The sequence below is a fragment of the Salmonirosea aquatica genome (genome assembly GCF_009296315.1).
In the GTDB taxonomy this organism is placed as follows: Bacteria; Bacteroidota; Bacteroidia; order Cytophagales; family Spirosomataceae; genus Salmonirosea; species Salmonirosea aquatica.
Genome location: NZ_WHLY01000002.1, coordinates 6,352,416 through 6,377,653, shown reverse-complemented (window position 1 = coordinate 6,377,653; position 25,238 = coordinate 6,352,416). Strand labels below are relative to the sequence as shown.

General features: G+C 51.2%; 26 protein-coding genes. 7 read left to right on the top strand and 19 right to left on the bottom strand.

Annotation, left to right across the window (positions count from 1 at the left end):
* Positions 1-9 precede the first annotated feature (9 nt).
* Positions 10-936, bottom strand: coding sequence for a polysaccharide deacetylase family protein (locus GBK04_RS27755; protein ID WP_152765466.1), 927 nt, complete (start codon positions 934-936; stop codon positions 10-12).
* A 169-nt stretch (positions 937-1,105) separates the two neighbouring features.
* Between GBK04_RS27755 and GBK04_RS27750 the strand changes: the two genes are divergently transcribed.
* The gene (locus GBK04_RS27750; RefSeq protein WP_152765463.1) at positions 1,106-1,390 is read left to right on the top strand and encodes a hypothetical protein; all 285 of its coding nucleotides are present in this window, start codon (positions 1,106-1,108) and stop codon (positions 1,388-1,390) included.
* 51 nt (positions 1,391-1,441) lie between these two features.
* Here the strand turns inward: GBK04_RS27750 and GBK04_RS27745 are convergent, their stop codons facing one another.
* Positions 1,442-2,986: a sulfatase family protein gene (locus GBK04_RS27745; protein WP_373331413.1), complete on the bottom strand. Its 1,545-nt coding sequence runs from the start codon at positions 2,984-2,986 to the stop codon at positions 1,442-1,444.
* Between the two features lie 138 nt (positions 2,987-3,124).
* Here GBK04_RS27745 and GBK04_RS27740 point away from each other — a divergent pair, with 138 nt between their 5' ends.
* Together GBK04_RS27740 and GBK04_RS27735 are read left to right on the top strand one after the other, a co-directional pair.
* Positions 3,125-3,706 carry a porin family protein gene (locus GBK04_RS27740; protein WP_152765457.1) on the top strand — a complete coding sequence of 194 codons (582 nt, stop codon included), beginning with the start codon at positions 3,125-3,127 and terminating at the stop codon, positions 3,704-3,706.
* Between the two features lie 171 nt (positions 3,707-3,877).
* Positions 3,878-4,327 carry a hypothetical protein gene (locus tag GBK04_RS27735; protein WP_373331412.1) on the top strand — a complete coding sequence of 150 codons (450 nt, stop codon included), beginning with the start codon at positions 3,878-3,880 and terminating at the stop codon, positions 4,325-4,327.
* Between the two features lie 66 nt (positions 4,328-4,393).
* Here the strand turns inward: GBK04_RS27735 and GBK04_RS27730 are convergent, their stop codons facing one another.
* The 4 genes from GBK04_RS27730 to GBK04_RS27715 form a co-directional block, all read right to left on the bottom strand.
* Positions 4,394-4,858: a hypothetical protein gene (locus GBK04_RS27730; protein ID WP_152765451.1), complete on the bottom strand. Its 465-nt coding sequence runs from the start codon at positions 4,856-4,858 to the stop codon at positions 4,394-4,396.
* Positions 4,859-4,881: 23 nt separating this feature from the next.
* Positions 4,882-5,337, bottom strand: coding sequence for a DUF1801 domain-containing protein (locus tag GBK04_RS27725; protein WP_152765449.1), 456 nt, complete (start codon positions 5,335-5,337; stop codon positions 4,882-4,884).
* A 97-nt stretch (positions 5,338-5,434) separates the two neighbouring features.
* On the bottom strand, positions 5,435-5,887 hold the full coding sequence (locus tag GBK04_RS27720) for an RES family NAD+ phosphorylase (protein WP_152765446.1): 453 nt from the start codon (positions 5,885-5,887) through the stop codon (positions 5,435-5,437).
* Between the two features lie 2 nt (positions 5,888-5,889).
* Entirely contained in the window at positions 5,890-6,348 is a 459-nt protein-coding gene (locus tag GBK04_RS27715; protein ID WP_152766422.1) for an Xre family toxin-antitoxin system antitoxin, read from the bottom strand.
* 167 nt (positions 6,349-6,515) lie between these two features.
* Here GBK04_RS27715 and GBK04_RS27710 point away from each other — a divergent pair, with 167 nt between their 5' ends.
* Positions 6,516-7,109, top strand: a complete 594-nt coding sequence (locus GBK04_RS27710) for a Uma2 family endonuclease (RefSeq protein ID WP_152765443.1) — start codon at positions 6,516-6,518, stop codon at positions 7,107-7,109.
* Between the two features lie 139 nt (positions 7,110-7,248).
* On the opposite strand, the gene GBK04_RS27705 is transcribed toward GBK04_RS27710, so the two are convergent.
* Both GBK04_RS27705 and alaS read right to left on the bottom strand, forming a co-directional pair.
* On the bottom strand, positions 7,249-8,226 hold the full coding sequence (locus GBK04_RS27705; RefSeq protein ID WP_152765440.1) for a glycoside hydrolase family 43 protein: 978 nt from the start codon (positions 8,224-8,226) through the stop codon (positions 7,249-7,251).
* Between the two features lie 39 nt (positions 8,227-8,265).
* Positions 8,266-10,917 carry an alanine--tRNA ligase gene (alaS, locus tag GBK04_RS27700; RefSeq protein WP_152765437.1) on the bottom strand — a complete coding sequence of 884 codons (2,652 nt, stop codon included), beginning with the start codon at positions 10,915-10,917 and terminating at the stop codon, positions 8,266-8,268.
* A 253-nt stretch (positions 10,918-11,170) separates the two neighbouring features.
* On the opposite strand from alaS, the gene GBK04_RS27695 reads away from it, so the two are divergent.
* Positions 11,171-11,512, top strand: a complete 342-nt coding sequence (locus GBK04_RS27695; RefSeq protein ID WP_152765434.1) for a MerR family transcriptional regulator — start codon at positions 11,171-11,173, stop codon at positions 11,510-11,512.
* Between the two features lie 58 nt (positions 11,513-11,570).
* Positions 11,571-12,812: a M28 family peptidase gene (locus GBK04_RS27690; protein WP_152765431.1), complete on the top strand. Its 1,242-nt coding sequence runs from the start codon at positions 11,571-11,573 to the stop codon at positions 12,810-12,812.
* 5 nt (positions 12,813-12,817) lie between these two features.
* Here the strand turns inward: GBK04_RS27690 and GBK04_RS27685 are convergent, their stop codons facing one another.
* Positions 12,818-13,567, bottom strand: coding sequence for a hypothetical protein (locus GBK04_RS27685; protein ID WP_152765428.1), 750 nt, complete (start codon positions 13,565-13,567; stop codon positions 12,818-12,820).
* A gap of 196 nt (positions 13,568-13,763) precedes the next feature.
* Between GBK04_RS27685 and GBK04_RS27680 the strand changes: the two genes are divergently transcribed.
* Positions 13,764-14,990 (top strand): DUF6786 family protein, encoded by a 1,227-nt coding sequence (locus tag GBK04_RS27680; RefSeq protein ID WP_152765425.1) that lies wholly within the window; start codon positions 13,764-13,766, stop codon positions 14,988-14,990.
* Positions 14,991-15,026: 36 nt separating this feature from the next.
* Here the strand turns inward: GBK04_RS27680 and GBK04_RS27675 are convergent, their stop codons facing one another.
* The 10 genes from GBK04_RS27675 to GBK04_RS27635 all read right to left on the bottom strand — a co-directional run bounded on the left by GBK04_RS27675 (position 15,027) and on the right by GBK04_RS27635 (position 25,158).
* Positions 15,027-16,727: a GH39 family glycosyl hydrolase gene (locus GBK04_RS27675; protein WP_152765423.1), complete on the bottom strand. Its 1,701-nt coding sequence runs from the start codon at positions 16,725-16,727 to the stop codon at positions 15,027-15,029.
* Positions 16,728-16,770: 43 nt separating this feature from the next.
* Positions 16,771-17,160 (bottom strand): nuclear transport factor 2 family protein, encoded by a 390-nt coding sequence (locus tag GBK04_RS27670; RefSeq protein WP_373331411.1) that lies wholly within the window; start codon positions 17,158-17,160, stop codon positions 16,771-16,773.
* Between the two features lie 21 nt (positions 17,161-17,181).
* Complete coding sequence (locus GBK04_RS27665; RefSeq protein WP_152765417.1) at positions 17,182-17,775, bottom strand: Uma2 family endonuclease; 594 nt, start codon at positions 17,773-17,775, stop codon at positions 17,182-17,184.
* A gap of 67 nt (positions 17,776-17,842) precedes the next feature.
* Positions 17,843-19,036, bottom strand: coding sequence for a CehA/McbA family metallohydrolase domain-containing protein (locus GBK04_RS27660; protein ID WP_152765414.1), 1,194 nt, complete (start codon positions 19,034-19,036; stop codon positions 17,843-17,845).
* 127 nt (positions 19,037-19,163) lie between these two features.
* Complete coding sequence (locus GBK04_RS27655) at positions 19,164-19,751, bottom strand: hypothetical protein (protein ID WP_152765412.1); 588 nt, start codon at positions 19,749-19,751, stop codon at positions 19,164-19,166.
* 137 nt (positions 19,752-19,888) lie between these two features.
* On the bottom strand, positions 19,889-21,061 hold the full coding sequence (locus GBK04_RS31250) for a CehA/McbA family metallohydrolase domain-containing protein (protein WP_373331410.1): 1,173 nt from the start codon (positions 21,059-21,061) through the stop codon (positions 19,889-19,891).
* On the bottom strand, positions 21,058-21,996 hold the full coding sequence (locus GBK04_RS31245; RefSeq protein WP_373331409.1) for a hypothetical protein: 939 nt from the start codon (positions 21,994-21,996) through the stop codon (positions 21,058-21,060). Before GBK04_RS31245 ends, GBK04_RS31250 begins: the two co-directional genes overlap by 4 nt.
* Before the next feature lie 2 nt (positions 21,997-21,998).
* Positions 21,999-22,847, bottom strand: coding sequence for a sugar phosphate isomerase/epimerase family protein (locus GBK04_RS27645; protein ID WP_152765409.1), 849 nt, complete (start codon positions 22,845-22,847; stop codon positions 21,999-22,001).
* 310 nt (positions 22,848-23,157) lie between these two features.
* Entirely contained in the window at positions 23,158-24,273 is a 1,116-nt protein-coding gene (locus tag GBK04_RS27640) for a Gfo/Idh/MocA family protein (protein WP_152765407.1), read from the bottom strand.
* Between the two features lie 141 nt (positions 24,274-24,414).
* A complete protein-coding gene (locus GBK04_RS27635; protein ID WP_152765404.1) occupies positions 24,415-25,158 on the bottom strand; it encodes a ThuA domain-containing protein in 744 nt (247 codons plus the stop codon).
* Positions 25,159-25,238: the final 80 nt, after the last annotated feature.

The following is a 25,238-nucleotide window of genomic DNA, read 5'->3' as shown; positions in this document are numbered from 1 at the left end:
GTACTGATTCTAGTTCGACGCTTCCACGATGTACGCCGGTGTTTCGGGGTCGTTGGCGAAAAAATCGCGGGGTACCCCACGGCTGAGCGCCCAGCGATCGAGCCAGGAAATCCCGTAGCTGCCAAATTTGGTGATTTTTTCCCGGTAGGCAGCATCTTGCAAAGCAACGGGTAAGCTAATGAATTGATAGCCCCGACGCTGGTACATGGCGGCCAGCTCGCCCAGATAATCGGCATTCAGCAGACTGGCGTGGATGAGGAGTACCTGCGGAATTTCCCGGTCGAAAAGCTTTAAACTGGACGCCTCATAGAATTTCGCCTTTTCTTCCATATAGGCTACGTAATCGGTGCCAATCCGCTTCATTGCTGCCTTGTCGTTGACTTTATGGGCGTTGGAATACGCTTTGGCAAACAGATAATCGGTATTGTCAATGGTCACGGGTGCTTCAATGTAGCCGTGGTCGTCCAGAAAAACAGCCAGCGAATCGTAGGAAGCCTGGTTTTTGCCAATATGCAGGTAAGGATGTCGGAAGTACCGCCACGGCAATCCAGCGGCTTTGCTCAGGGGCGGGGTGATTTGTTCGCCTTTGAGCAAGTCGGTCGAAAATTCGGCAAAAGGTACCTCATGGTAATCGACATGGCCGAAGGTGTGGTTGCCTAACTCATAACCCTTGTCAAGCCATTGCCGAAGCAGGGCCACGTGGTCTGTTTGTATTTTGCCTCCTTCATAGAGCTTGCTTTCATTCACAAATCCGATAGCCGGGATGCTGTATTTCTGAAAGTTAGCCAGCAGCTTGCGGGTTATTTCTTCGTGATTCCCTTCGCCGTAGGCCACCGTGGGTAAATCATCCACAGTCACGCAAAGCTGTCGGCTCTGGGCCAAGGCGAGTTGAAAAAGGAGTAGGGATAAGGAAAGTAAAACGCCAGTTTTTTTCATGGTTCAGAGATATAAATCATTTGGTAAGTAGTCCTATTGTGTGAACATCGCGGAGTAGTCCGGTTCCCGACCGTTTACTCAGTATCGCCAACCGTTCACTAGATGGACGTGCTTCTGGCTTGCTATGAGCGGTAGACACCACTACTTTTAGTTCAAAAAAAGGAATGCTATGAAAAACACAACGAAAACATTAGCCGTCTTTGCGGCCTATTTCGGAATTATGCTGGTTACGGGTTGCGGTGGTAAAGATACAGCGCCAACCCCAGCCAACTGCTCGGCTAACTCCCAAAAAGTAGTGGATGCGGCTGTTGTCTATGGAGGAGCCCCCACGAAGGCCAACTGTGAAGCCTACAAAAATACCGTCCGGGATTTTTATAAAAGCTGCGCGAACTTCTACTCAGCCGCAGATAAGAAATCTCTGGATGAATTTTTGGCTGAGCCCTGCCCGAACTGATGAGCAGAACCTGTGAGGGTACCCTGTACTCCTGTACCCTCGCAGGTTCGTTTAGGCCGAAGCCCCTTTTCGTGTGTAGCCCTGCTTTTTCTGCTTTTCCAGCAATGCTTTGAGTTGTTGGGCTATGGCGGGATTGGCCTGAATTACATTTCGGGTTTCGCCTGGATCAGCCTCCAGGTCGTAGAGTTGCTCGGGTAAATCTTTCGTCGCTGATTCGTCCTTGGACCAGCCGCCACTACCTTGCCCGGCCACATACTTCCACTTGCCCTGTCGGATCGAAAACATACCTTCGATGGAATGGTGGATCAAGCTGTTCCGAATGGGAGTGGGATACTTTTCATGGAGCAGGATGGGGGAGAAATCGAAGCTGTCCTGTCCCGCATCAGCCGGCAATTTTTGTTGAGTCAGGCTGGCCAGGGTAGCCATGAGGTCGTTCAGACACAGCAGCTGGTCCGATTGGCGGGGCTGTTTGATAGTATTCGGCCAGCGAACGATGAAGGGTACCCGGTGACCACCTTCCCAGATATCCGATTTTTCTCCCCTCAATATGCCGTTGGCTTTATGGAGCGGGTACTTTTCCTTGTCGCCCGGTTTCCAGTCGGCACCGTTGTCGGAGGTAAATACGACCAGGGTATTATCTTTCAGCCTCAGACTATCCAGCGTTTTCAGTACCCTACCTACCACGGCATCGGTATGGGCCACAAAATCACCATAGGTACCCGCGCCGGATCTTCCCCGAAACTGCTCGGCGGGCAACCAGGGCGTGTGGGGGCTGGTGAGGGGTAGGTATAATAAAAAGGGCTTCGGATTTTTGCGTCTTTCTACCAGAAACTCCTGCGCTTTGGTACCCAGCTGATCCAGCGTTTCTTTCAGCTTAAAATCTTTCGAACCTTTACCCGTCCGCCAGTAAACACCCCGGGGCTGGTCGCTCCCTGCAATTTCTACGATTTCCCGGCTGCTGGGCTGGCCGTTTTCCAAATACAGGTAGGGTGGAATATCCAGCGAAGAGGGAATGATGTAGCTATATTCAAAACCTAACTCCTTGGGACCTTGTGTGAGGTCGGCTTCAATATTCAGATTATCTCCCTTGGGCCATTGGTGCGGTTCATGCGGCGGTTCGGGTTGGGCACCGGGAATTTTGGGCCAATCCAGACCCAAATGCCACTTACCGATGACACTCGTCTGGTACCCGGCCTGCTTCAGTAAATCGGCAATCGTAAAGCGGTCGGCCTCGATCAGCGATGGCGAGTAGCCACCCAGCACGCCTCTTTTCAAGGGCGATCGGAAGGCATAACGTCCTGTCACTAATCCATAACGCGTAGGTGAGCATACGGCCGAGCCGGAGTGCGCGTCGGTAAACCGAAGCCCCTCGGCGCTCAATCGATCCAGGTTTGGGGTTTTGACCTGCGAATCGGAGTTGTAGCATTGTAAATCCCCATAACCCAGGTCGTCGGCCAGAATGACGAGAACGTTAGGGCGTGTGGAAGGTGGTACCTGGGCTGTTCCAGTGTATTTGATGGACCTGGCCCCGAACGCCAGGAGTGCCACAATCGTCACTGGAATCCAGATAAAAATGGATTTTTTTAAAAATTTCATTGTGCAATTTTTCTTGGGAAATAATTCCATCCAATAAGGGAATGGGAAGGCATTTTTAATGTATGAATTTGTTTTTGTATTTTTTGCTTGTAAACTTGTATTTACAAAATATATCCATTCCCTGGCAAAAGAATCTTTATGAAACGCATTCTAATACTAGCGGGAGTTTTGGTTGGGGGGTGCCTTCCGGTTCAGTCGCAGCCTACGGTAAGCATGGGTCCGTTGCTGGCTCCTTTTTCGTCTTACGCAGGAGAGCCTCGCCAGCCAGATGCCAGTTTTCGGTACAGCACCGGGATTGCCCTGGGCCTACAGGCCCAAATCGATTTTACCAAAAAATGGTCAATTACATCGGGATTTTGGTACGAAACGGCATCGGTCAAAGCAGGAGATGGTATTTTCTCTTCCGCGTACCGTATCAATCAGCGTAATATAGCCATCCCTTTGCTGCTGAATTTTCGACCTGCCGACCGTAAAGTATCTCCTTATTTTTCAGGGGGTACCCTGCTGGTGTCGAAGCGGGAAGAACAGGGGCTGATTGCCAGGCTACTCTTGGCAGCAGGTCTTTCGTACCGAATCAACACGCATCTTACCTTCAATGTCCAACCCGCTCTGACCCTCGGGGCACCTAGTAAATTGGACCGGACTTTATACCCGAGTAACAGGCAACTGAGCCTGCAGGCCCAACTGCTGTATCAATTTTCAACCCGGACCGATGAATAAAGGTATGTTTTTAAGAAAGACACCGTCCATACTGATCCAAATCGGGATTGTCGCCCTTTTACTAGGAGCGAGCAAAAGAACGCTGGCACAAAGTCGCTTTTCTATGTCGGTGGAAGCTTCGCCCTTAAATGAATTTTTTCGGTATAAGTCCACAACCCCCAGTTTGAGACTATGAATATGGCGGGATTCCGAGCCGGTACCTCACTCCACGCACAGCTTGCGCCGCGCTGGTCGGTGTCATCGGGCTTGTGGTTGGAATGGAAGAGTGCCGGAAATGTAGATTATGGCTCACTTACCAAGCTTACCCATGACACTGTTAAGGTACCCCTATTGGTACATTATCAGCGTACAGACAAGCGCTTAACTCCCTACTTTTCGGCTGGACTGCTTTTGGAAAAGCTTATGTACTTTCAGCATTCCAACCCAAAGCCCAGTGAGAATATTGTGTTGATTGATCTGGCGATAGAGCCGCAACTCAAATATCTAGTGGGAGCCGGGGCCCGGTATCGATTCAATGAGCACCTGGCGGGTATCATCCAGCCTACTTTTGTGTTTGGTGCACGGGCAAGCGAACAAACGTATCAGCTAAGTCTGCAAACCCAATTGGTCTGTAGGTTCTAAAAAGCTAACGTTACTCTGTTTCGTGTTGAATTAATTCAATAAAGCCTTTGGACTTTCCCGTACCTTTCAAAACCCCCGAAAATACGGGCGACTGATGAGCGGAGAGAAGGCCCAGGGAATTGATGAAAGAATGATGAGCAGACCGATGGTAAACCAAATCGCCATCGTTTTGAATTTGTCGCGGTCCTCGGCCTTGCGTTTGGCCTTGGCCGAACCTACCGAAATCAGGGCGATGCCAATAAGCATCATAGTGATGTGTTCCATGCCAAAAAAACGGATTTGGCGTTCGTGCATGGCTTCCTGGAAGTGATGCAGGAAGTAATTGACGATGGGACTGATGAAATAAAGGGTCAGGCCCAACATAAACTGGAGATGGGCGATGGTAGCCGTGGTATGCCGGACCGTATCGTCGTGTTTTGTGAAAGTCCGCTGGCCCAGCCAGCCCCGGTACGCCAGGAAGAGGGCATAAAGCAGACTGATCAGAACCAGCCAACGTACCAACGAATGGAGGGCGAGAATAATGGGGTACATGGGAGAGGAGGGAAAAGGGTAGGTTAGCGTTTGAACTTGGTTTCATATAACCCGATCCACTCCTGCGCGCTCATTTTGCCTGCCAATTCTCCAATCAATGCAAAAGGAATCTGATCCAACTTTTTGAAACGCATACAGCTTTTGCCCATATCCAGTTTTGTTTTGGAATAGTGGGGGTACTCGCTGGTAAACCATTCCAACAATTTCTCATCCGCATAGATACCCATGTGGTACACCGCCACGAAGTTTTTCTGCGAAGCTATGCTCATAAAAGGCAGGGGTAAGTTCGGATCGCAATGGTACCCCGGCGGGTACACCAGATGCGGTACCACGTAGCCGATCATGCCGTAACTCATCGTTTCCATAAAGCCTTCGGGCAGGTTTTCGGAAATAACTTCCCGGAGTTTTTGCAATGCTTCTTTCCGGTCCTCGGGTAGGGAATCGATGTATTCGGCGGGAGTTTCGGCCTGGCTTTGCATGATCGAGGGGTTGAAAAGTTCAGAAAATAGAACGAGCCTAAAAATAGGAAATTGATGGGAACGGCTGAACTTTTGGCAGAAGTTATGAGGAAATAAATCATTTCACCAGACGCCCATCGAATCGAAAGTGGGTACGTTCGATCAGTTTCACGCGGGCGTAATCGGGATGGCGGCAGTTGAGGATATAATTGTGGGCCGCCGGGACAATGCTGCTAGGTACCTTCAGGGCGATGGTTTTTCCGCCCTGTATCCATTTTTCACCCAGTTCCGCCAGAACAGCCGGTGCGGGGTAGTCTTGCCAGTTTTTGGGTAGCTGCTTTTCGGTAAAGGCCGTGATGGAATCGTCGGGGATTTCCAGAATCAACAGATCCAGCGCGGGAACCAGCAGCGGCGGCGTGTGGACAACCGTTTCCAGCAGCGCGATTTCCCGGGTCCCACCCGTGTACAAAACGGGGGTGCCTTTGCGGTTCCAGCGGCCGCCAAACAGCGCCGCGCCCGTCCCTGACAGGTCATGGGCGTACTTTTTTCCGGTAATTCGGTATACCAGCATCCCTAACTATACACGCCGTATTCGATGCGCCCCAGAATGTCCTTCACTTTGGAGATGCCTTCAGGAATTTCGATCAGCGCCTGAGGTTCCATGCCGCCGAGGGCGGCATTGGGTAGGTTGAGCCATTTGAAGAAATTCTCCTGACTGCCAAACACTTCCGAGCCGTACAGAAACAGATCGGCCACCTCAAAGAGCTTGATCGTGAAGTTGCGGTCCAGGTTCCGGTTGTCGCGCGTCCAGCGGTAAATCGTCGGTTCCGAGGTGTTCAGCATACGGGCCGTGGCTTCTAAAGATAGGTTGAAGCCATCCCGGAAGTTCTTGATAATGTTGGCATTGACTCCCTGGGTAGCGATAAGCAGGAAATCGAACGAGCTTTCTACTTTTCCTTTCACGTACTCCTTGCCCAGCAGGTTAGTCAGGTTCCGGTAATGCTCCGTGGTAGTTTTGGTGGTAGGTATCATCTGATACATTATTTTATTGAATGAACGAAGATAGGGCGAAATTGATTATAACGCAAAAGAAGACGTAGCCGTAACGCGCTTATTGGCAGCCAGACAGGATAAAGCATCGGATTATGCAGTCAGTCAGGACTATTCGTCGTATTTTTGAGTAATTAATCCTTGAACCTATGTCCACGATCACTAACCTCTCGCAGCTCGACCTCGACGGTACCTATTCATATGCCGATTATCTGAAATGGCAATTTCAGGAACGGGTGGAGTTACTTCGGGGCAAAATTCTCAAAATGACGCCTGCTCCGAGTGTCCGGCATCAGAGAATTTCGGCACGATTGCATTTGCAAATGGGTCATGCTTTCCGGGAGGAATCCTGCCAGCTTTTCTATGCTCCCTTCGACGTGCGGCTATATAACCGGAAAAAGTCACGAAAAGCCAGTAAGGAAATCTTTACCGTGGTGCAGCCGGATCTGTGTGTCATCTGCGATGAAACTAAGCTCGACGAACAAGGCTGCAACGGCGCGCCCGATCTGGTGATCGAAATTCTTTCACCCGGCAACACCAAGCGCGAGATGAATGAAAAATTTGAATTGTACGAAGAAGCGGGCGTCCGGGAATATTGGCTGGTACAGCCCGCCGATGAAGTTGTTCTGATTTACGTACTTAACGAAGACGAACACTACATCGGCCTCCGCCCCGCCACGGAGGTGGTGCAATCCGCTATTTTTCCTGAGTTGCGAGTGGATTTGGGAGAGGTGTTTGGATGATGGAATTTGGGTTGATATTTTACCCGCTGCCGAAAGTAAGCAACATATTGTTTAAAAAGAGCAAAGCCTCACGCTGCCGCAAGTTTGCTAGTTGACACCTTATAATAAAGCAAGCCTCCAACTAGCAAAAGCCTAAAAATCACTTCAAACTCTGCCGCTCAACCCCTTCCTTCGTAATCTTCACCGGATTGATCTTGCCGTCTTGGTCAAACGACATTTCATCGATACAGGTCACGCGGTGGTTGCCGTCGGTTTCACCCAGGGGGCGGCGGTGGTAGACGATGTAATATTGGTCCTTGTTAGGTACCTGAATCACCGAATGATGCCCGGCGCCGGTGGCTACCTTGGGGTCCTGCTGCAAGATTTTCCCGATGCGCTGGAAAGGACCAAACGGTGAATCGGCGATGGCGTAGGCTACCGAATAGTTGGGGCCGGTCCAGCCACCTTCCGACCACATGAAGTAGTACTTGCCGTCGCGGATGAACATGAACGGGCCCTCCACGTAGCTTTCGGGCGTAATTTCCTTGAAGGTACTTCCGTCGGGAAAGGGAACAAAGCCCGTAAAATCGGCGTTGAGTTTGGCGATGTTGCAGTGCCGCCAGCCACCGTAGATTATGTAGTATTGCCCGTCTTTGTCATGAAACACAAACTGATCGATGGGCTGCGCACCGTTGTAGAATTTGTCAATGAGCGGCTTACCCAAGTGATCCTTAAAAGGCCCGGCGGGATTATCCGCCACAGCTACTCCAATGCCGCCGTATTCTTTATCTGACTGAATATCATTGGCTCCAAAAAACAGGAAATACTTTCCGTCCTTCTGCACGATGGCGGGTGCCCATACTGCCCGCTTGGCCCATTTGACATTCGTGGTGTCCAGAATATGCTCGTGCTTGGTCCAGTTGACAAGGTCAGGTGAAGAGAATGCATCAAAAAACACCTGCTTTTCGTAGGGAGCCGAATAGGTAGGATAGATCCAATAGTTGTTATCAAATATGATCCCTTCCGGATCGGCATACCAACCCGGAAAGACGGGATTGCCGGAGGTATTTTTTGGGGTTTGGGCGAACGCAAATGTTCCCAATAAAAACAATAAAACTAGTGAAAGTATTTTCTTCATGAAGTTCCTGTTTTTTGTAATAAAAAAAATGGTTTCTCGTTAAAACATCCCTTCCGCCTTCGCCAATGCCTTTTCCAGCCCGCTGGCATCGGAGCCGCCCGCGGTGGCGAAGAAAGGCTGACCGCCGCCGCCGCCGCGTATTTCTTTGGCGAGTTCTTTCACGATTTGTCCGGCGTTGAGGTTATTTTCCTGCACAAGATTTTCGGCAATATAGACCGCCAACTGGGGTTTGCCGTTGAGTTCGGTGGCGAAAACGGCCACCAGATTGTCTACCTGCGTCCTGAGTTCGTAGGCCAGTTGTTTCAGGGCATCGGCGTTGGGTACCTCCACGCGCTCGATCAGCAGGTTTTTGCCGTTCGAAGCTTTGACTTTCATGAGCAGGGTACCTTTCAATTGCTGTACTTTTTCGTTTTCCAGGGCCTCCACCTTTTTCTGCAGAACCGTGCGTTCTTCCAGCAGGGCTTCGACGGCTTTGGCCAGATCTTTCGGGCCTTTCAGCAGATCTTTGATCTGGGCCAGCGTCACTTCCTGCTCGCGCAGGCGTTCCAGCGCGGCTTCGCCGGTAATAGCTTCCACGCGACGTACCCCCGCCGAAACGGAGCCTTCGGACGTAAATTTGAACAGACCGATTTCACCAGTAGCCGGGATGTGGGTACCCCCGCACAATTCCAGCGAGTAGGCAGGGTCGAAGGCGACTACGCGCACAAAATCGCCGTACTTTTCACCGAAGGTAGCCGTTACGCCCATCGCTAATGCCTCTTGAATCGGGACGTTGGTCTGGACATTGAGCGCGATGTTCTCCCGGATTTTTTCGTTCACCATTTCCTCGATCTGGTGCAGTTCCTCATCGGTCACTTTGGAAAAATGGGCGAAGTCGAAGCGGAGGAAATTGTCGTCGAGGTAAGAGCCCTTCTGACTCACGTGGCCGCCCAATACCTTGCGCATGGCCGACAGCATCAGGTGCGTGGCGGTGTGATTGGCCATGATCTTATGGCGGCGCTGGGTGTCGATCCGGGCCGTGACGGAATCGGTAGTTTGGAGTACCTCATCCAGATTTTTATCGCGAGAAATGTGCACGAAAAGGTCGTTCTCTTTCTTGGTATCGGCAATCGTCACGATAAAGGGCTGACCGTCCACACGAAGTTCCAGCGAACCCGTATCACCTACCTGTCCGCCCATTTCGGCGTAGAACGGCGTGCGGTCCAGTACGATATGGTACTCCTCGCTGCTCTTGGTTTTGACCTTGCGGTACTTGACAATGTGGCTGTGGGTTTCGTGAAAATCGTAGCCCATGAATTCTACAGGTACCCCCTCATTGTCCTGCACCTCCACCCAGTCGCTGGCTTCGCGGGCGGCGTCGGAGCGTGAACGGGCTTTTTGCTGGGCCAGCGCCTGCTGAAATCCGGCTTCGTCGATTTCCAAACCTTTTTCCCGGGCAATCAGCGCCGTGAGGTCCATCGGAAAGCCGAAGGTATCGCTCAGTTCAAACACTTCGTCGCCGGGAATGGTGGAGGTACCCTGCGCCTGCAATTGGCTGGTGATAACGTCGAGTCGTTTCAGACCAGATTCTAATGTTCGTAAAAAGGAGCGCTCTTCTTCCAGGATCACCTTCGTCACAAACTCCTCCTGATCTTTCAGACCGGGGAACACATCGGCAAACTGCGCCGAAAGGGTAGGTACAAGGCGGTTGATGAAGGGCTCGGTGAGATTAAGGTAGGAGTAGCCATAGCGAATAGCGCGGCGCAAAATCCGGCGGATGACGTAGCCCGCCCGCACGTTGGAGGGTAGCTGCCCGTCGGCGATGGCAAAAGCCACGGCCCGCAGGTGGTCGGCAATGACGCGCATGGCGATGTCGGGCATGCGCTCGGCTCCGTATTTTTTATTGGAAAACTCCTCCAGTACCTGAATGGTGGGTTGGAAAACGTCCGTGTCGTAGTTGGAGGTTTTGCGCTGAATCGCCATGCACAACCGCTCGAAGCCCATGCCGGTATCCACGTGCGTGGCGGGCAAGGGTACCAGCGAACCATCGGCCTTACGCTCGAATTGCATGAACACCAGGTTCCAGATCTCGACGACCTGCGGGTGATCATTATTTACCAGCGATTTGCCCGAAACCTCCGCCACTTCGGCCTCAGGACGCAGGTCCACGTGTATTTCGGAGCAGGGGCCGCACGGACCCGTATCGCCCATTTCCCAAAAGTTATCTTTCTTGTTTCCCAAAATGATCCTTTCCTCGCCCACAATCGGTTTCCACAGGTCCCAGGCTTCCTGATCGAAGGGTACCCCATCCTTTTGATCTCCTTCAAACACCGATACGTAGAGGCGGTCTTTGGGAAGTTGATACACCTCCGTCAGCAGTTCCCATGCCCACTGAATGGCTTCTTTCTTGAAATAATCCCCAAACGACCAGTTGCCCAGCATCTCGAACATGGTGTGGTGGTAGGTATCGAACCCCACGTCTTCCAGATCGTTGTGCTTGCCGCTCACGCGCAGACACTTCTGCGTGTCGGCGATGCGGCGGGCGGGAGGGGTACCATTGCCGAGGAAAAAATCCTTAAACTGGGCCATCCCCGAATTGTTGAACATGAGGGTAGGGTCGCTCTTGGCCACGAGCGGAGCGGATGGAACGATGAGGTGTTGTTTGCTTTTGAAAAAATCCAGGAAAGCCTGCCGTATCTGATGCGAAGTCATTTATTTAATTGAAAATTGATAATGGAAAGTTGAAAATGAATGTTGGGGTTTTGGACACAGAACCTATAAATACCAAGGTACCTTATCACATACGTATTTCACCTGCGATCCTTTGTGCCTATGCCCCTTTGAAACTTTGTGCCTCAATATACCCCAAAGGTAGGGAAAATGCAGATTGTTCGGAATGGTAGGGGTGGAGTTGAGAAATGCTTTGTACTTTTGAATACTGCAACGCTTTGAATGAATGGATGGCATGGAAGAAAAGAATAAACGCTACTATGATACTAACGAAGTGGCCGAGATCGTAGGGTGCAACCCTTCGGCGCTACGGTTCTGGGAGAAAGAGTTTCCGCATCTCAACCCAAAGCGTGACTCCCGCAACCGCCGCCGTTACACGCAGGAAGACATCGAAATCGTCAGGAAAATCCTGCACCAACGTCGCGATCAGGGCCGGACGGTGCAGGGCGCGCGACACCAGATGAACCACCGCGAAACGGCCCAGAACCTGATCCACCGGCTGCAGCGGGTACGGTCGTTTCTGGAAGAAATCAAAGAGTCGCTCGAAGAAAGCGGGCGGTCAAAGAGTGAAAGCTGAAAGTTTTGCTAATCAATACCGTAAAATAATCCAGACTATATTTTAAAGAGTACATCGAATGAGATTCAACAACATCAGGACCCTTTTCATTGGGGCGGGAGTGTTCTTATTTTCGCTTTGCGCTGTCGCCCAGGACCTCGCTTCCCAAGATATTCTTGCCCATATACAGGTACTGGCTTCTGATTCGCTAGAAGGGCGGGGCACGGCGACGGTAGGTGAAATGAAAGCAGCCCGGTACATCGCCAGTTGGTTCAAGCGGGCTGGCCTGGAGCCTAAGGGCGGCAATGGTAGCTTTTTTCAGCCTTTCGGTACCGTAATCCATTACGAAGGCATCCCGCATCAGGTTACGGCACACAATGTGGTGGGATTTCTGGACAATGGTTCTGATCAGACGATTGTGATTGGAGCGCATTATGACCATCTGGGCAAAGGCTACCAGACGGGCTCACTGACGGCCGACAGCGAGGACCTGATTCACAACGGGGCAGACGACAATGCTTCGGGTACGGCGGGATTGATCGAACTGGCCCGGTACTTTGCGGGTAACAAAGTGAAGGAAAAATATAACGTACTTTTCATTGCTTTTTCGGGCGAAGAGTTAGGACTGCTGGGCTCCAAGTTTTTTACCAGCCATCCCACGATTCCGATGGAATCGGTGGCGTTCATGATCAACATGGATATGATTGGACGCCTGGATGAAAGCAAAGGATTGACCATTGGCGGCTGGGGTACCAGTCCAAGCTGGGGAACGCTTCTGCCCGCGCTGGCCCTTAAAAACACATTGAAATTTGCGGTGGATTCGTCGGGCATCGGGCCATCGGATCACACGTCTTTTTATCTCCAACAAAAACCCGTCCTGTTCTTTTTCACGGGGGTACATTCCGATTACCATAAAGTCACCGACGATGCGGATAAAATCAATGCACCGGGCGTCAGCAAAATACTGGGCTTGGTAGTCGGGTTGGTCACAGAGCTGGACAAAAAGGGTGGTATGCTCACGTTTACCGAAGCAGGAAACCCGCACACGCAGGAAGCGCAGACGAGCTTCAAAGTGACGCTTGGTATTATTCCCGATTATAGTTTCAACGGGCGCGGCCTACGCATCGACGGCGTCACCAAAAACCGGCCGGCCGCCAAAGCGGGACTGGCAACGGGCGATATTATCGTAAAAATGGGCGAGTATCCGATCAAGGATATTCAGGACTATATGAAATCGCTGGGGCAATTCGAGAGCGGCCAGAGCATCGACGTGGAGGTCAGGCGCAGTGAGGAGAGCAAAGCCTTCCGCGTGACCTTTTAGCGGCTTTACAAGACCGCCGCAAATGGATCGCCCGACCTGCCCAGTTCCTGAAATTTTGTGCCCGAAGCCGTTTCGGTGATGGTTAACGGAACGGGCCCCAGTTCATGCACCGTGGCTACTTTTAATCCACTCTTCAGGGTTTTCCAATCCGACCAGGTGGCTTTGATTCCGCCAATGGGAATGATGGAAACCCAAAGTTTGAAAGCATAGGGCAAACCGTTGGCATTCATCAGCCACAAATAAGAGTCGCCGGGCGTAACGCCGCCGCTGGTGTACGTGACGAGTAGGGCATCGGAGCCGTCTTCCTGTTTGACAACCGAGCGTTGCACGCCTTCATCGAATGCTTTCGTAGGCGCAATGAACCAGAACGAATCGTTGCAGAAAATCTCCCAGGCTTTTCCCCGTTTCTTGTCCAGCGTCCCCCGATCAGTAACTTCTTCGCCGCCATCGTAGGCCTTGCCTTTTTCCCATTCGTCTAGGTTCAGCAGGACTTTATTCTCCCGCCAAACTACCTCGACCAGATTCCGTTTTCGGTCCCAGAGGTAATGATGTGAACCGTTGAAAGTCCAGGTCAGAATGTCCGTATTATCCAGATCCCCACTGTGCACCGCAGCCATCATTTTGCGCGCCAGACGGTCGGCCTCCGGGCCAGAGGTACCCTCGGGGAGCGGTTCATTGTAGAGTAGGTAGGCTCCGATGAAAAGCAGAAAAAGTAGGGCTACCAGGCCACCCAGAATGCGAAGCAAAATTTTCATTTGTCAAATTTTTTGGATAAAAGTATATGTTTGAAGCGAGTATTGCCGGTAATTTGGAAAATTGAGAAACAAATCCAACGAAATCAGTAAGAATGGGTCCAGGCAATTCTTCTAGACTTACACCCGGAGGAGGCGACAAAACTGCCCCGCAGGGTTCAGAGAAAATCTTTCCCCATGCAACCTACCCATACATCAAATGAAGACCACCTTTTTATTTGTAGTAAGTATCGTAGGGCTGATGGCCTGCACAACCAACGACAAACCGACAGAAACCAACATGCAAGAATACAGCCCGGGCAGCTTTGGTTATGACCTGGATTTTTTACAGAAACAGGACAGTAGCCTTATCGTACTCACCAACACCGCACGCACGGCTCAGGTACTGGTTTCGGGCAGGTACCAGGGCAAAGTGTTTACGTCCACGGCCGACGGACCGACGGGACGAAGTTTTGGCTGGGTGAATTACAAGGCATTCAGCGGAGAAAAAGACGCCCACATGAATGCCTACGGTGGCGAAAACCGGCTTTGGCTGGGGCCGGAAGGTGCGCAGTTTTCGCTGTTTTTCAAGCCCGGGGTGAACATGGAGTTTGAGAACTGGTACACTCCTCCGGCTTTCGATACCGAAGCCTGGAACGTGGTTTCACAAAATGACAAAGCAGTGGTCATGGACAAAGTCATGAACCTGACCAACTATGCCGGCACGAAACTGGATCTGAAAGTGGAACGCTCGGTGCGCCTCCTGAACAAGGACGGAATCAACGACTTGCTGGAAGTGAATCTACTTCACATAAAAGCAGTGGGGTACAGCACCCAGAATTCCCTAACCAATCTAGGAACCGAAGCCTGGAATCAGCAGACGGGTGCTCCCTGCCTGTGGGTACTCGATATGTTTGCCCCTTCGGCCCAAACGACCATTGTAATTCCCTACCTCAAAGAAGCCAGCGGGAAGGTAGCCACCACGGATTATTTTGGTCAGATTCCACCTGATCGCGTCAGGTACCAGGAAGGGGTGCTTTATTTCAAAGCCGACGGGAAAAGCCGGGGAAAACTGGGCATGACTCCGCAACGGGCCAAAACCATAGCCGGAAGCTACGATGCCGAAAACCAAGTGTTGACGTTGACCGTGTTTAATGTCGATCAAAAGGGTACCTACCTCAATCAGGAATGGAAACTGGTGGACGAACCGTTGAATGGCGATGCTGTAAATGCCTATAACGACGGGCCGCTCGAAGACGGAAGCCAGATGGGACCCTTTTATGAATTGGAGAGCGTATCGCCCGCCGCATTTCTGAAACCGGGTGAAAAACTGACCCACAATCACAGCGTCATCCATCTGACGGGCGATGCGAGTGAACTGGATCAGGTGGCCCGACGCACCCTGGGTGTTTCCCTGGCGGAAATTCAGAATGCTTTTAAAGATTAAGCTTAAAATTCAGAGTGCCCTTCTTTCCCAAGGTACCTACCACGAAACCCGGATCAGGGAAACGCCCTGCCGGGGCAACTCGAACGGTAATTCCAGGCTACCTTTCTGTACACTCATCCATTTGGGAGAAGTGAGGAGCTCGAGCTGCCCGGCTTTTTCGAGCAAGGCGATTTGCTCGGGGGTAGGTTTTTGCGGCGAGCCCATTTTTTTCCAGGCTTCGTACGAATTGCTGTGTTCCTGGTCGATGCGATAGTGCTGTACCAGTACGCGAGAGGCGGTAAGATTTTTGATTTGTACCGAAACCGGAGCCGCGGCGGCAGGTACATTGTCGTCGTGGTAATTCCAGACCATCACGGCGGCTTCGCGGGTACCTTTGGCAGCATAGCCATTGATATCGGCCTCACCACGCACACTTTCTTTGGTTACTTTCTGAAACGAGTAGGACAGATCCCGCTGATTGACCTCCACCCGACGCTCGGGTAGCATCCCAAACATCCGGAAAGTATTGAGTACGGGTTTGTCCACGCCGTTGGTAGCCAGGTCGCGGAAACCCCTGAACCAGGGCTGATCTTCAAACTCGAAAGCCCAGGTGACGGCACCCAGCAGGTTGACACCCCGCGCCTCGGCCATGTCCTGCTTGCGGGCGTAGGAAGCGGCCGTATAGCTGCTGTACATCGTACCGTTGCGGTAGGCGTTGGAAGGGTGGAAATCTTCCGAGCAAGCGGCGCAGCCCTCGGGATCGGACTCACCGATGACGATGGGCAGGTTTTTGAGAGTAGGGTAGGAAGCTACGATTTCGAAGCCCTTATCGATGTTACGCAACTGCGCCCCCATGTTCATCTGCACGTGGCCGTCCACTACCCTGGGTGAACCTTTGGCGTGAAAAGTGATGAAGTCAATGGGCGAGCCTGTCTTACCCGTTACGTAATTTTTACCCTTGACGATATGATCCATAAAGGCCCGGAAAAAAGCGGTTGCTTTCTCGGAATTGGGCCCCGTTACCTCGGGGCCACCCATGCGGGCGGTGGGCAGAGCCCGCTTGACGGCATCGGCGGTGTAGTCATAGAGCTTGATGTATTCCTCGGTGGTACCTTTCCAGTAGGGGATATCGGGCTCATTCCATAATTCCCAGTACCAGCTTTCCACCTCAGCTTTTCCATATCGCTCCACCGAGTGTCTGACCCATTGGTACACCAGTTCGGCAAATTTCTTATAGTCGTTGGGTGGGTAAGCCCAGCCGGTAAATATATCGCCATAGCTATTGTCGGGCTTCCAGTAGTGCCGGTAGGGCTCCGGCTTGGTGGAAAGCGCCTCCGGCATGAAGCCAATTTGCGCCAGGGGTTTCATGCCACGCTCGACGTAGGTATCGAAAATTTTGTCGATGATCGTCCAGTCATATACTGGATTGCCGTTTTTATCTTCCGTGTAGGCATTGGTCGAGCCCCATTTCAGGGTCGCTTCGCCGTCGCCTGTCACCAGCAGACTGTGCGCCCGCACGTACACGGGTACCCGGTTGGCCTGCGCGAGTTCGGTGAGGAGTTTTTTCCCGTCTTTCATGTAAGTATAGTTCGGCTCGTCGTAGCCAAACCACGCCCAAATGGGTTTGGATTCGCCTTTTTCCTTATTCAAATCTACCTCGATGATTACGGGTTTAGGGGTAGGTTGCGCCGTGGCGTACGATAAAGGGAGAGCCAGGAAAGCAAAGAAAGCGACTACTTGAACGGAAATTCGGGGCATATCGAAAAGGTAAGGGGATTTCAATGAGGTTTTTGGTTGGGCATCAGTACATCGTATTTCCATTGGCTGTTTCTGGAGGTACCTGTTGGATGGCATCCCAATGCTCCACAATTTTTCCCTTTTCATCAAATCGAAAGAAATCCATGGTCACATACTGATCGTTTCCGGGCCATACCTGATGCGTGTGCAGTGCCACCAGATCTCCTTCGGCAACGGCCCTGACGAACTGGATGGTTTTGTCGGGGTACTCTTCCGCCATGCGTTCAAAGTAAGCAATAAATCCCTCAGTACCATCCGAAACAGAGGGATTGTGCTGAATATAGTCATCACCCACATAGTGTTCAATGGCTTTGCGAGGTTCCCCCTCGTAGGCTGTTTTATAAAAAGCAATGGCGTTTCGTTTGTTCTTTTCGGGATTCATCGAATGATACATTTTTTGGGTACCCTTTAACTTCTATTCTACCTGAAAACCATTTTTTAGCATCAATTCCCAGATATTGATTTCGTGGTCGTCAATGACTTTAATGGGTAATTCCCAACTGAGTAGCTCCCATTTTTTTGCATTGTCGGCCACCAAAACCCTTTGTGAAGCCGGGAAAACCCAAATAACCCGTTCGACGCCCCAAGCCAATAGTCGCTCCGTTTTTTTATTACTGTATTCTTCCTCTGTACGAAAAAATTCCGATTCGTCAATTTTGATATCGACTTCGATTACTACGTTGGGGATATCTTCGGAATAATTGGTTGAATGGAAGCCAACCGGGAATTGGCCCTCTCTAAATATCGCAATATCTGCCGCGAAATTGGTGTTTTTTTCCAGATGCAGCCCCAACTCAGAACTGGCCATGAAGTAAGTTTCAGGAAGGGATTTTATTAGATTTCTCAATATACATCCTATAATGAACGACTGGAGCTTGCTGGATCCCATATTGATTTCTTCGATTTTCTTGATGCCCATGACAAAGTCTTTATAGCCTTTCCGGTAGATCGGGTGGCCGTCGAATTCTTCGTATATCAGGATTTTTGGAATCTGTTTGGACTTTTCCATTTCAAACTGCTTTTTTCTTCAAGGTAAAGATTTTATGTCGACAAAAAAACTTCAAATGAGGGGTACCTTACCTGACCAGCGGCTGAGTCCAGGCGGTTTCTACATCGCCTTCCTGGAAGGGATTCTTCTGCGGCGTATCTGAAATGATTTTGGCCCGTATGTACAAATCACCAGAAGTCAGAGCAAAGCTGGCTCGGGTACCTTTGATTTCTTTCAATAAAATCCGCTGGCGTTCCTGGGTACCCTTTTTCGAAGTCCGCGAACCCCAGAACTGAATGGTATACCGCGTCCCGGGCTTCGCATCGACTTCTACCGAAAGTACCCCCTTTTTCGCTTGCACATCTTTGAGTAGTACCCCCGTAGTGGCGTAAAAATCACCTTTTTCTAACGCGCCAATCAAAGCTTCCGGAGTAAGGTCATTAGCGCGTACCATGATCCAGCCCCGCCCCGGATTACTGAGCCCTACCTTATATTCGAGGTAGTTGTGCGAATCGTCGGTGGCGAGTCCGTACAGGGGTGGTTTGCCGTCCTGGATGTAGCGGGTCAGGAGCGCATCCCACAGTTCATCCATACCGTAGGTGGTGCTATCGCCGTAGTTATGGACATGCGGATGGCCGTTGTAGACCTCGAAAAACCGCTCGCCACGCAGCCCCATCATGTCGTTGGCTTTTACGGCCCAGCCGAAGTTGGGGTGGTTGATGTGGGGAAACATGGGCTGTCCGGTGCGTTCACGCTGCTCCCAGACGGCATCGAGGTTGTTCTGCATGACTTCCGCTACGCTGCCACCGCCTCGGGGAAGAATCAGTTCTTTCACATTGACGGCATTCATGTGAATGGGCTTGTCGCCAAACTTGTCCGTCACCTCCTCGGCTTTGATGATCAGGAATTTACCTTTTTCTTCAAACAAAGGACGAAATTCATTGAGCGTTTTGAGCTTGACGCTGATGCGTCCGGCGGAGTCGGTTTTATAATTTACCCATTGGTCGCCATATTTTGCCAGGTACTCCCGGAAGCGTTCCTGCCGGAAGGGATGGGTAGGAATCTGTCGCCAGAATTCCTTATCAGCCAGAATGTTGTGATCGGACAGCGCGATGAAATCGTACCCCCGGGTTTTGTACCAATCCAGAATCAGCTCGGGGAAGTCGTCGCCATCGCTCCACAACGTATGGGTATGGGTGTTGCCCTTATACCAGCGGGTAGGGGACTGTGCCTGGCTGGAGAGGGAAAGCAGGAGCAGGAAGAAATAAGAAAACGTGCGCATAAAGTACCCTGATCGTTTTTAATTTCAGGGCAAGATACTGAATTTAATGCACCTGAATGGGCAGCGAGGTACCTTTCAACCTCAATCCTAGTTTTGATTGGTGGTTAGAAATGGTAAAGAACACTTATCAGAATTTGTAGCGTCCCGTTTTTTCCATTAAAGTCAACCCGCCTATGTAAAGCATCGGAACAAAAAGTAGCAAATCGGCTAAATGGGCAACCCATTCCACCCGGGGAATTCGACTGAGCGGAAATGCTATGGCCCCTAAGCCAAGTAACAATCCGGTCCAGGCCGGTATTGATTTGGCCCTAACCAAGACAATGGATAAGACAATCAGGCTGAGGGGAAACAGCGGACCAAGCCAGAACATGGTCAGGTTGAAAGACAGGGGATATTCGGCTGCTTTCTGTAAAAGTGCTTCTTTTGAAATTCCGAAGGCATCGGCATATAAGCCACGTATGCCGAAACTGCTGCCGCTCACACATCCGGCAATAGCAACCAGCAATCCCCAGGCAGAATACCGGGGCCAGGTTTTTTTTAAGCGGCTGAAGAGCCCTGTGCAGGCAGGTATCCAAAAGATACTGCCAAGTACAACCAGAGTTCCTGAGATATGGTTGTACTCTCCGTTCTGCCATGCAAAACTGGAAGCTACGAAAAACAGGGGGGCTATTACCATTGAGGTACCCCACATGACCTTTTCATGTGAATTTTCCATAATGCAAGAGGATGGTTTAGTAATAGGTTATGCAAAGATGCTAATACTAGCTTGTACTGGGTAATGCATAGTAGTACTTTATGACAAATGGAAAAATAAGTTTATGGATGGCTGAGAGACCGACTTATTATAACTTCTTAGTCAAGCCAAACGATTTGTGTAAAGGCTCCATTAGCAGCGGCATCCCAGACTTCCAGACGTACCCATTTGCGACCTTTCAGATTGGGGGTGAATGTGAAGGTTTCTTTGCCGAACGCCTGCCGGTCTTTCAGATCGATGATTTCATGGAAAACCTCCTTCCCGTCGCCGGAGATAATTTCGGCGCGGTTGAGCGGGAAAGTCCAGCTTGCATTTAACGTAATGGTAGCGTTGCCTCTGGCATCCAGTTGGGTGGTTTCGCCCGCACCTGCCTCGTTTACTTTAAAGGTAGGTAGCAGGATTTCACCCGTGGTCACGAAGAATTTTCCGCTCCGCATGACGTCCAGCACGGGTTGCCAGCCCTTTTCAAACTGGGGCATCTCGTTCAGTTGGATGTAATTGATATTCATATGCCCATAAAGCTCATAGTCAGGCTCGATCTTGAACAGGTCGGCTTCGCCGATGACATTCTTTTTCTGGCCCCAGTTAGCCATGTCGTCCATCAGGTCCAGTACCCTGCCATTGCCAAGTTTGGGCAGAGAAAGGTCGGCGGGCATGGCTTTCCAGGCGGCTCCGAGGAAGCGGTCCGATTTGTAAAAAGACTCATCCTTGTACTTATCGGGGTACCCCGTCGAGCCTTTGGTGCGGGCGTGCGCCGTCCAGGCGAGGCCGTTTTCCAGTTCCAGCAGTTTCAGCATTTCTTCCTTGTTGGCGATGCGGTATAGCTTGCCATACTCCGGGTGATTTTCTACAAAAGGCTGATCTTTTTCCCGGGACATGAGCCAGTAAACGGGTTTTGGGAAAATATTCATCCAGTGTCCACCGAAGAAGTTATTGGGTTCTTCGCCTGGCAGCAACAGAAAATTCCCACCCGACAGCCTAGCGCATTCTTCAAAAAGCGTCTTCTGTTCCGGCCAGCGCTTAGCTTCCGGCCCGCGCGGACTACCGGGGCCGTGAAATTCGCCAAGGTGGACGATATTGACACCCGTGTCGCGGAAGGCTTTCACAAAGCCCGGCATATCTGGCATCGGCTTGCGGGTCAGTACGTCGTCTACGTGTTCTTGGTGAAAATGGCTAGCCAGGGTGTAGTACCCTGGCAGGGGTACGTACTGGTCGCTGTGGGTGAAGGCTTTTACTTTTTCCAACACCTTGCCATCACGCTCGGTACTCAACAGGCAAAAGAAATTGAAGCGTTGCTGCGTGTTGGGGGAGCATTGAACCAGGGTACCCAGCGACGGTCGCCCAGGGGATCGTGGCGGAGTCCGATGCCGTAGCCGGGAATCAGTCCGCGGTAATTGGCTCCATGCCAAATAAATTCCAGGTTATAGGCGTTGTCGAGTGGATAAAAAAACTGGTGGGGAGCCGGGAAAATGGCCAGACTGCCTTCCTGGCCCTGACCGATGATGGTCCGGTACTTTACGGCTCTATTCTGGGCGGTATCTGAGCTTTTCACGTCGGCATCACGCATAAAATTTTCGGTATCCGACCAGTACAGTTTTTCCCAGGGTGATGTTTTGCTTACCAGTCCGGCATCATACAGTACCGCCGTGGAATCTACGGTCGTGCTCATCACCGCCGCTACATTCATCAGCGGACTTCCGTTGTAAAGTATCAGATTGTAGCTACCGCTGAACGGACCAGCCGAAGCACCGGACACGATGATTTCGGTTTGGCCCCCCGCCGTCACGACTTTTACGTCCTTTTTATCCATTGCCACCACAAAACTTTCATGGGGTAGGTAGGCCGTTTTGTCGAAAAATATGTTCCAGCCGTTCTGTGAAATCAAATCTCTTTTACCGACAGTCAGAATAACGGCCGGATCCAGGTCACGCGCTATGGTTTTGAGGTTGTTTTTGTCCCCAACTTGTAAGGTACTGATGAGGGGCTGGGCTTTCCGCACATCTACGGCTACCTTGCCAATCTCGCCTTCTCCGGTCGGCCACTCCACTTCCAAAAGGGTACCCTTAACTACCGCCGATACCCCGCTTTTTCTATCAAATTTTGACAGGTCAACGGGAGTTTGGGCTTGTACAAAGGCACAGAGGCACAGCATAGCAAAGGCACAAAGCAGGAAGCGCATTCGGACTTGGGGAACAAATTTTCTCATATCTACAAAAACATTTTTTTATAAAAAGCCAGCCCTTCACTGGCCAGTTCATCGGCACTATTGGCCAAAGGGCGCCAGATGCAGGCCGCACGGGCCAGTTCCTTGGATGGTTGTCCGAAGGTTTCGATAACCATCGCTCCCTCGTAACCGATTTCGTTAAGGGCATCGCGGATACCTTCCCATTCGAGGTGGGCGGTGCCGGGGGTACCCCGGTCGCTTTCGTTGCCCTGTACGTGGCAGAGTAGGTCTTTGCCAATTTTCCGGATCGCGTCCGGGATGTCTTTTTCTTCAATGTTGGCATGAAAGGTATCCAGCACGATCTGCAGACTGGGGGTACCTACCTCTTGCACCAGCGAAAGCGCCTGCTCCACGGTATTGACCATGTCGGTTTCGAAGCGGTTGAGGGGTTCCAGTCCCAGCACCACACCCTGGTCGGCAGCAATTTTGCTTACCTCGGCCAGGGTTTCCACGCACCAGGCGCGCTCCTGCTTTTTCTGTTCGTCCGAAACAAGCCGGGTTTTTCCCACGGCCGAATACAACGGCCCCCCAAATAGGGGACTGCCCACCTTGGCGGCGATTTTGATACAATCCACAATATATTCTTTACCCAGTTGGCGGTAGTGTGGCTCGGTGCTGGAAATATCCCGTTCCGTACCGAAAGCCCCGCTGATGGTAATTTTCAAGTCCAGGTCATGGGCCACGGATTTAATTTCAGGCCAGTCAATAATACTCCTATCTTCCACGGCGATTTCAATGATATCGTAGCCCATGGTTTTGACTTTGGTCAGTAAATCAATATTCTGAGTCGAAAAGGGCGAGGCCCAGATGAAGGTTGAAGCGCCGAATAACATAATGATGATTGATGAATTATGAATGATGACAGGGCGCCTCGAGACGGCTGGCGCTCTAGTGCTGAATAACTTCTAACGAAGCATACAGGAATTCTTTGAAATAGTAGCCTTCAAATTGGCTTTTCTCGTTAAAGGGATGCTTTTGATAGTTTTCAGAAGTTCAATGTAGTCTTTTGAAAAAAATCATAAATGGATACAGGACTTAAAAGAACCGCCACGAGCGGATTTCTCCCGTGGCGGTTGAATTAGATGAAGAGTAGAAAAGGAATGAAAATCATTCACCACTCATCCTTCATCATATCTAAGAAACCTACTCAAACGAAGGTACCTGAATCCGTTCCCCGCCTTTCATGGCTGATTCGTGGGCGCAGATGCCCGCGCAGGTGTAGTTGGCGGCCAGGGCGGCGTCTACGGCCGAATCGCGGCCTTCGACGATGGCGGCGACGAACTCCTGCACCAGGTGCGGATGCGAACCGCCGTGGCCGGCCCCCTGCAGAAATGACACATGGTTGGGGTCGTCGATCACCTTGCGTTTGGTGAAATGCTTGATGGGCTCGATCAGGAGTTCGTCGGTGTCGGGTACGTCAATGCGTTCGGCGTCCTCGCCGCCCGTGAAAATCACGTGACTTTCGTCTTCCAACTGTTCCCATTCGAACGACATCTTGGTACCGTACACATCGTAGCTTTCACGGTATTGCCGTACCACATCGAACAACGAACGCGTTGCCTCAGCAATAACGTCCGAATCTTTCAGGGTGAACGTAGCCGTTTCGACGGCGAAGGGCGAATTGTATCGGCTCGCCAGATCATCCGACAGGCGGCCCGATCCGTGGCAGACGACGGTTTCGGCGATGGTATTGTTGATGCGCAAGAGAGGCGATATGGCGTGGGTACCGTTCAGCATCGGGGGGTACCCCTTCCAGTATTCGTCCCAACCGGGCATGCTCATGTCCTGAATATGCGAGCCGCGCACAAACTGAATCCGGCCCAGTTCGCCAGATTCGGCTTTTTTGAGGCCGTACAGGAATTCACGGGTATAAAGGGCCGTTTCCATCATCATATACACTTTGCCCGATTTGCGCTTGGCCTCCACGATGGCGGCGCAGTCTTCCTTGGTCATGGCCATCGGAATGGTGCAGGCGGTGTGTTTGTTGGCATTCAATGAAGCCAGCGTCATGCGGGCGTGATCGGGTACGGGCGTCACGATGTGAATGGCGTCCACGTCCTCACGACCCGGGATATCTTCGAAATGTTCGAATACCAAATTAGGATCAAGGTTGAATTTGGCGGTCAGTTCGTCGCGGACATGCTTGCGGCGGGTACAGATACCCACGGCTTTGATGTTGGGGTGTGCCTGGTAGATGGGAATGAATTCTTTCCCAAAACCCATTCCGACGATAACGACTGTGATTTGTTGGTTGCTCATTAGGGGATAACGTTTTACTTTTTTATGGATAATTTTTTTGGGTCAAACGGTCAATGGTTAAAAGGTCAAGGGTATAATTGGTCTTCTGGAACTGCCTTTTTACAAAAATAAAATCCCATTAACCCTTCACCCTTTGTTTTTTTACCTAATTCTTTTTTTTGCTGCCCACTTGACGGAATTCCGCAGGATGGTCTGATAGGCATCCAGGGTGTGGGAGGCCGCATCATGACCAAGGGCGATACCGACGACGCGGCCTTTGGGGTACTTCACTGTAAAAATACTGGGAAACACTTCGGGACCAGTAGAGGCTTTGGAAGTAGCTAGCACCTCGATAGGTGTTCCGGCAGGATCGATCTTGTAGTAGTACAGTTCGTCGTCAAGATGGAACGTGGCGGGTACCCCTTTCATGATCGGGCTGTTTTTGGCCGTCACCGTGACATCAAAAGGCCCGTACTTGTTATGGCCCCGGGATCCGCCCCCGACGAGTTTCTGATTGTATTCCGGCCAGTCCTTCCAGTTGTACCACAAGGCCGGATGCGCCAGCACCAGTCCTTTCCCGGCATCCACGAGTCCGAAGATGGCTTTCCGGGTGGCCTCGTCCTGAATGGGCTGGTTATTGGCAAGGTACAGGACATCGATACCCGGCAGTTTGGAAAGAATCGTGGTCGGATCGTCGGTGTATTCCACCGTTGCCAGGCCATCCCTTTCCAGGGTCTGGGAGTCTTCCTGCTTGTACCAACGGTTGAAATCGTGGGAAGAACCCCCGCCCACCATCAGGACTTTAATGGGCTTTTTTCCCGAAGAAGTACTTTTTTTCGAGCAGGCCATGCCCAATAGCAGAAGGAACGGGAGGACCAGGCTGAGTCTAAAAATTGATTTGGTCATAGAAAGGTAGGAGTTATGTATTTTGAATTAGGGTAGGTGGGCTGATCAGGAATCAAACATCCAAAATCAAATAACCAGGA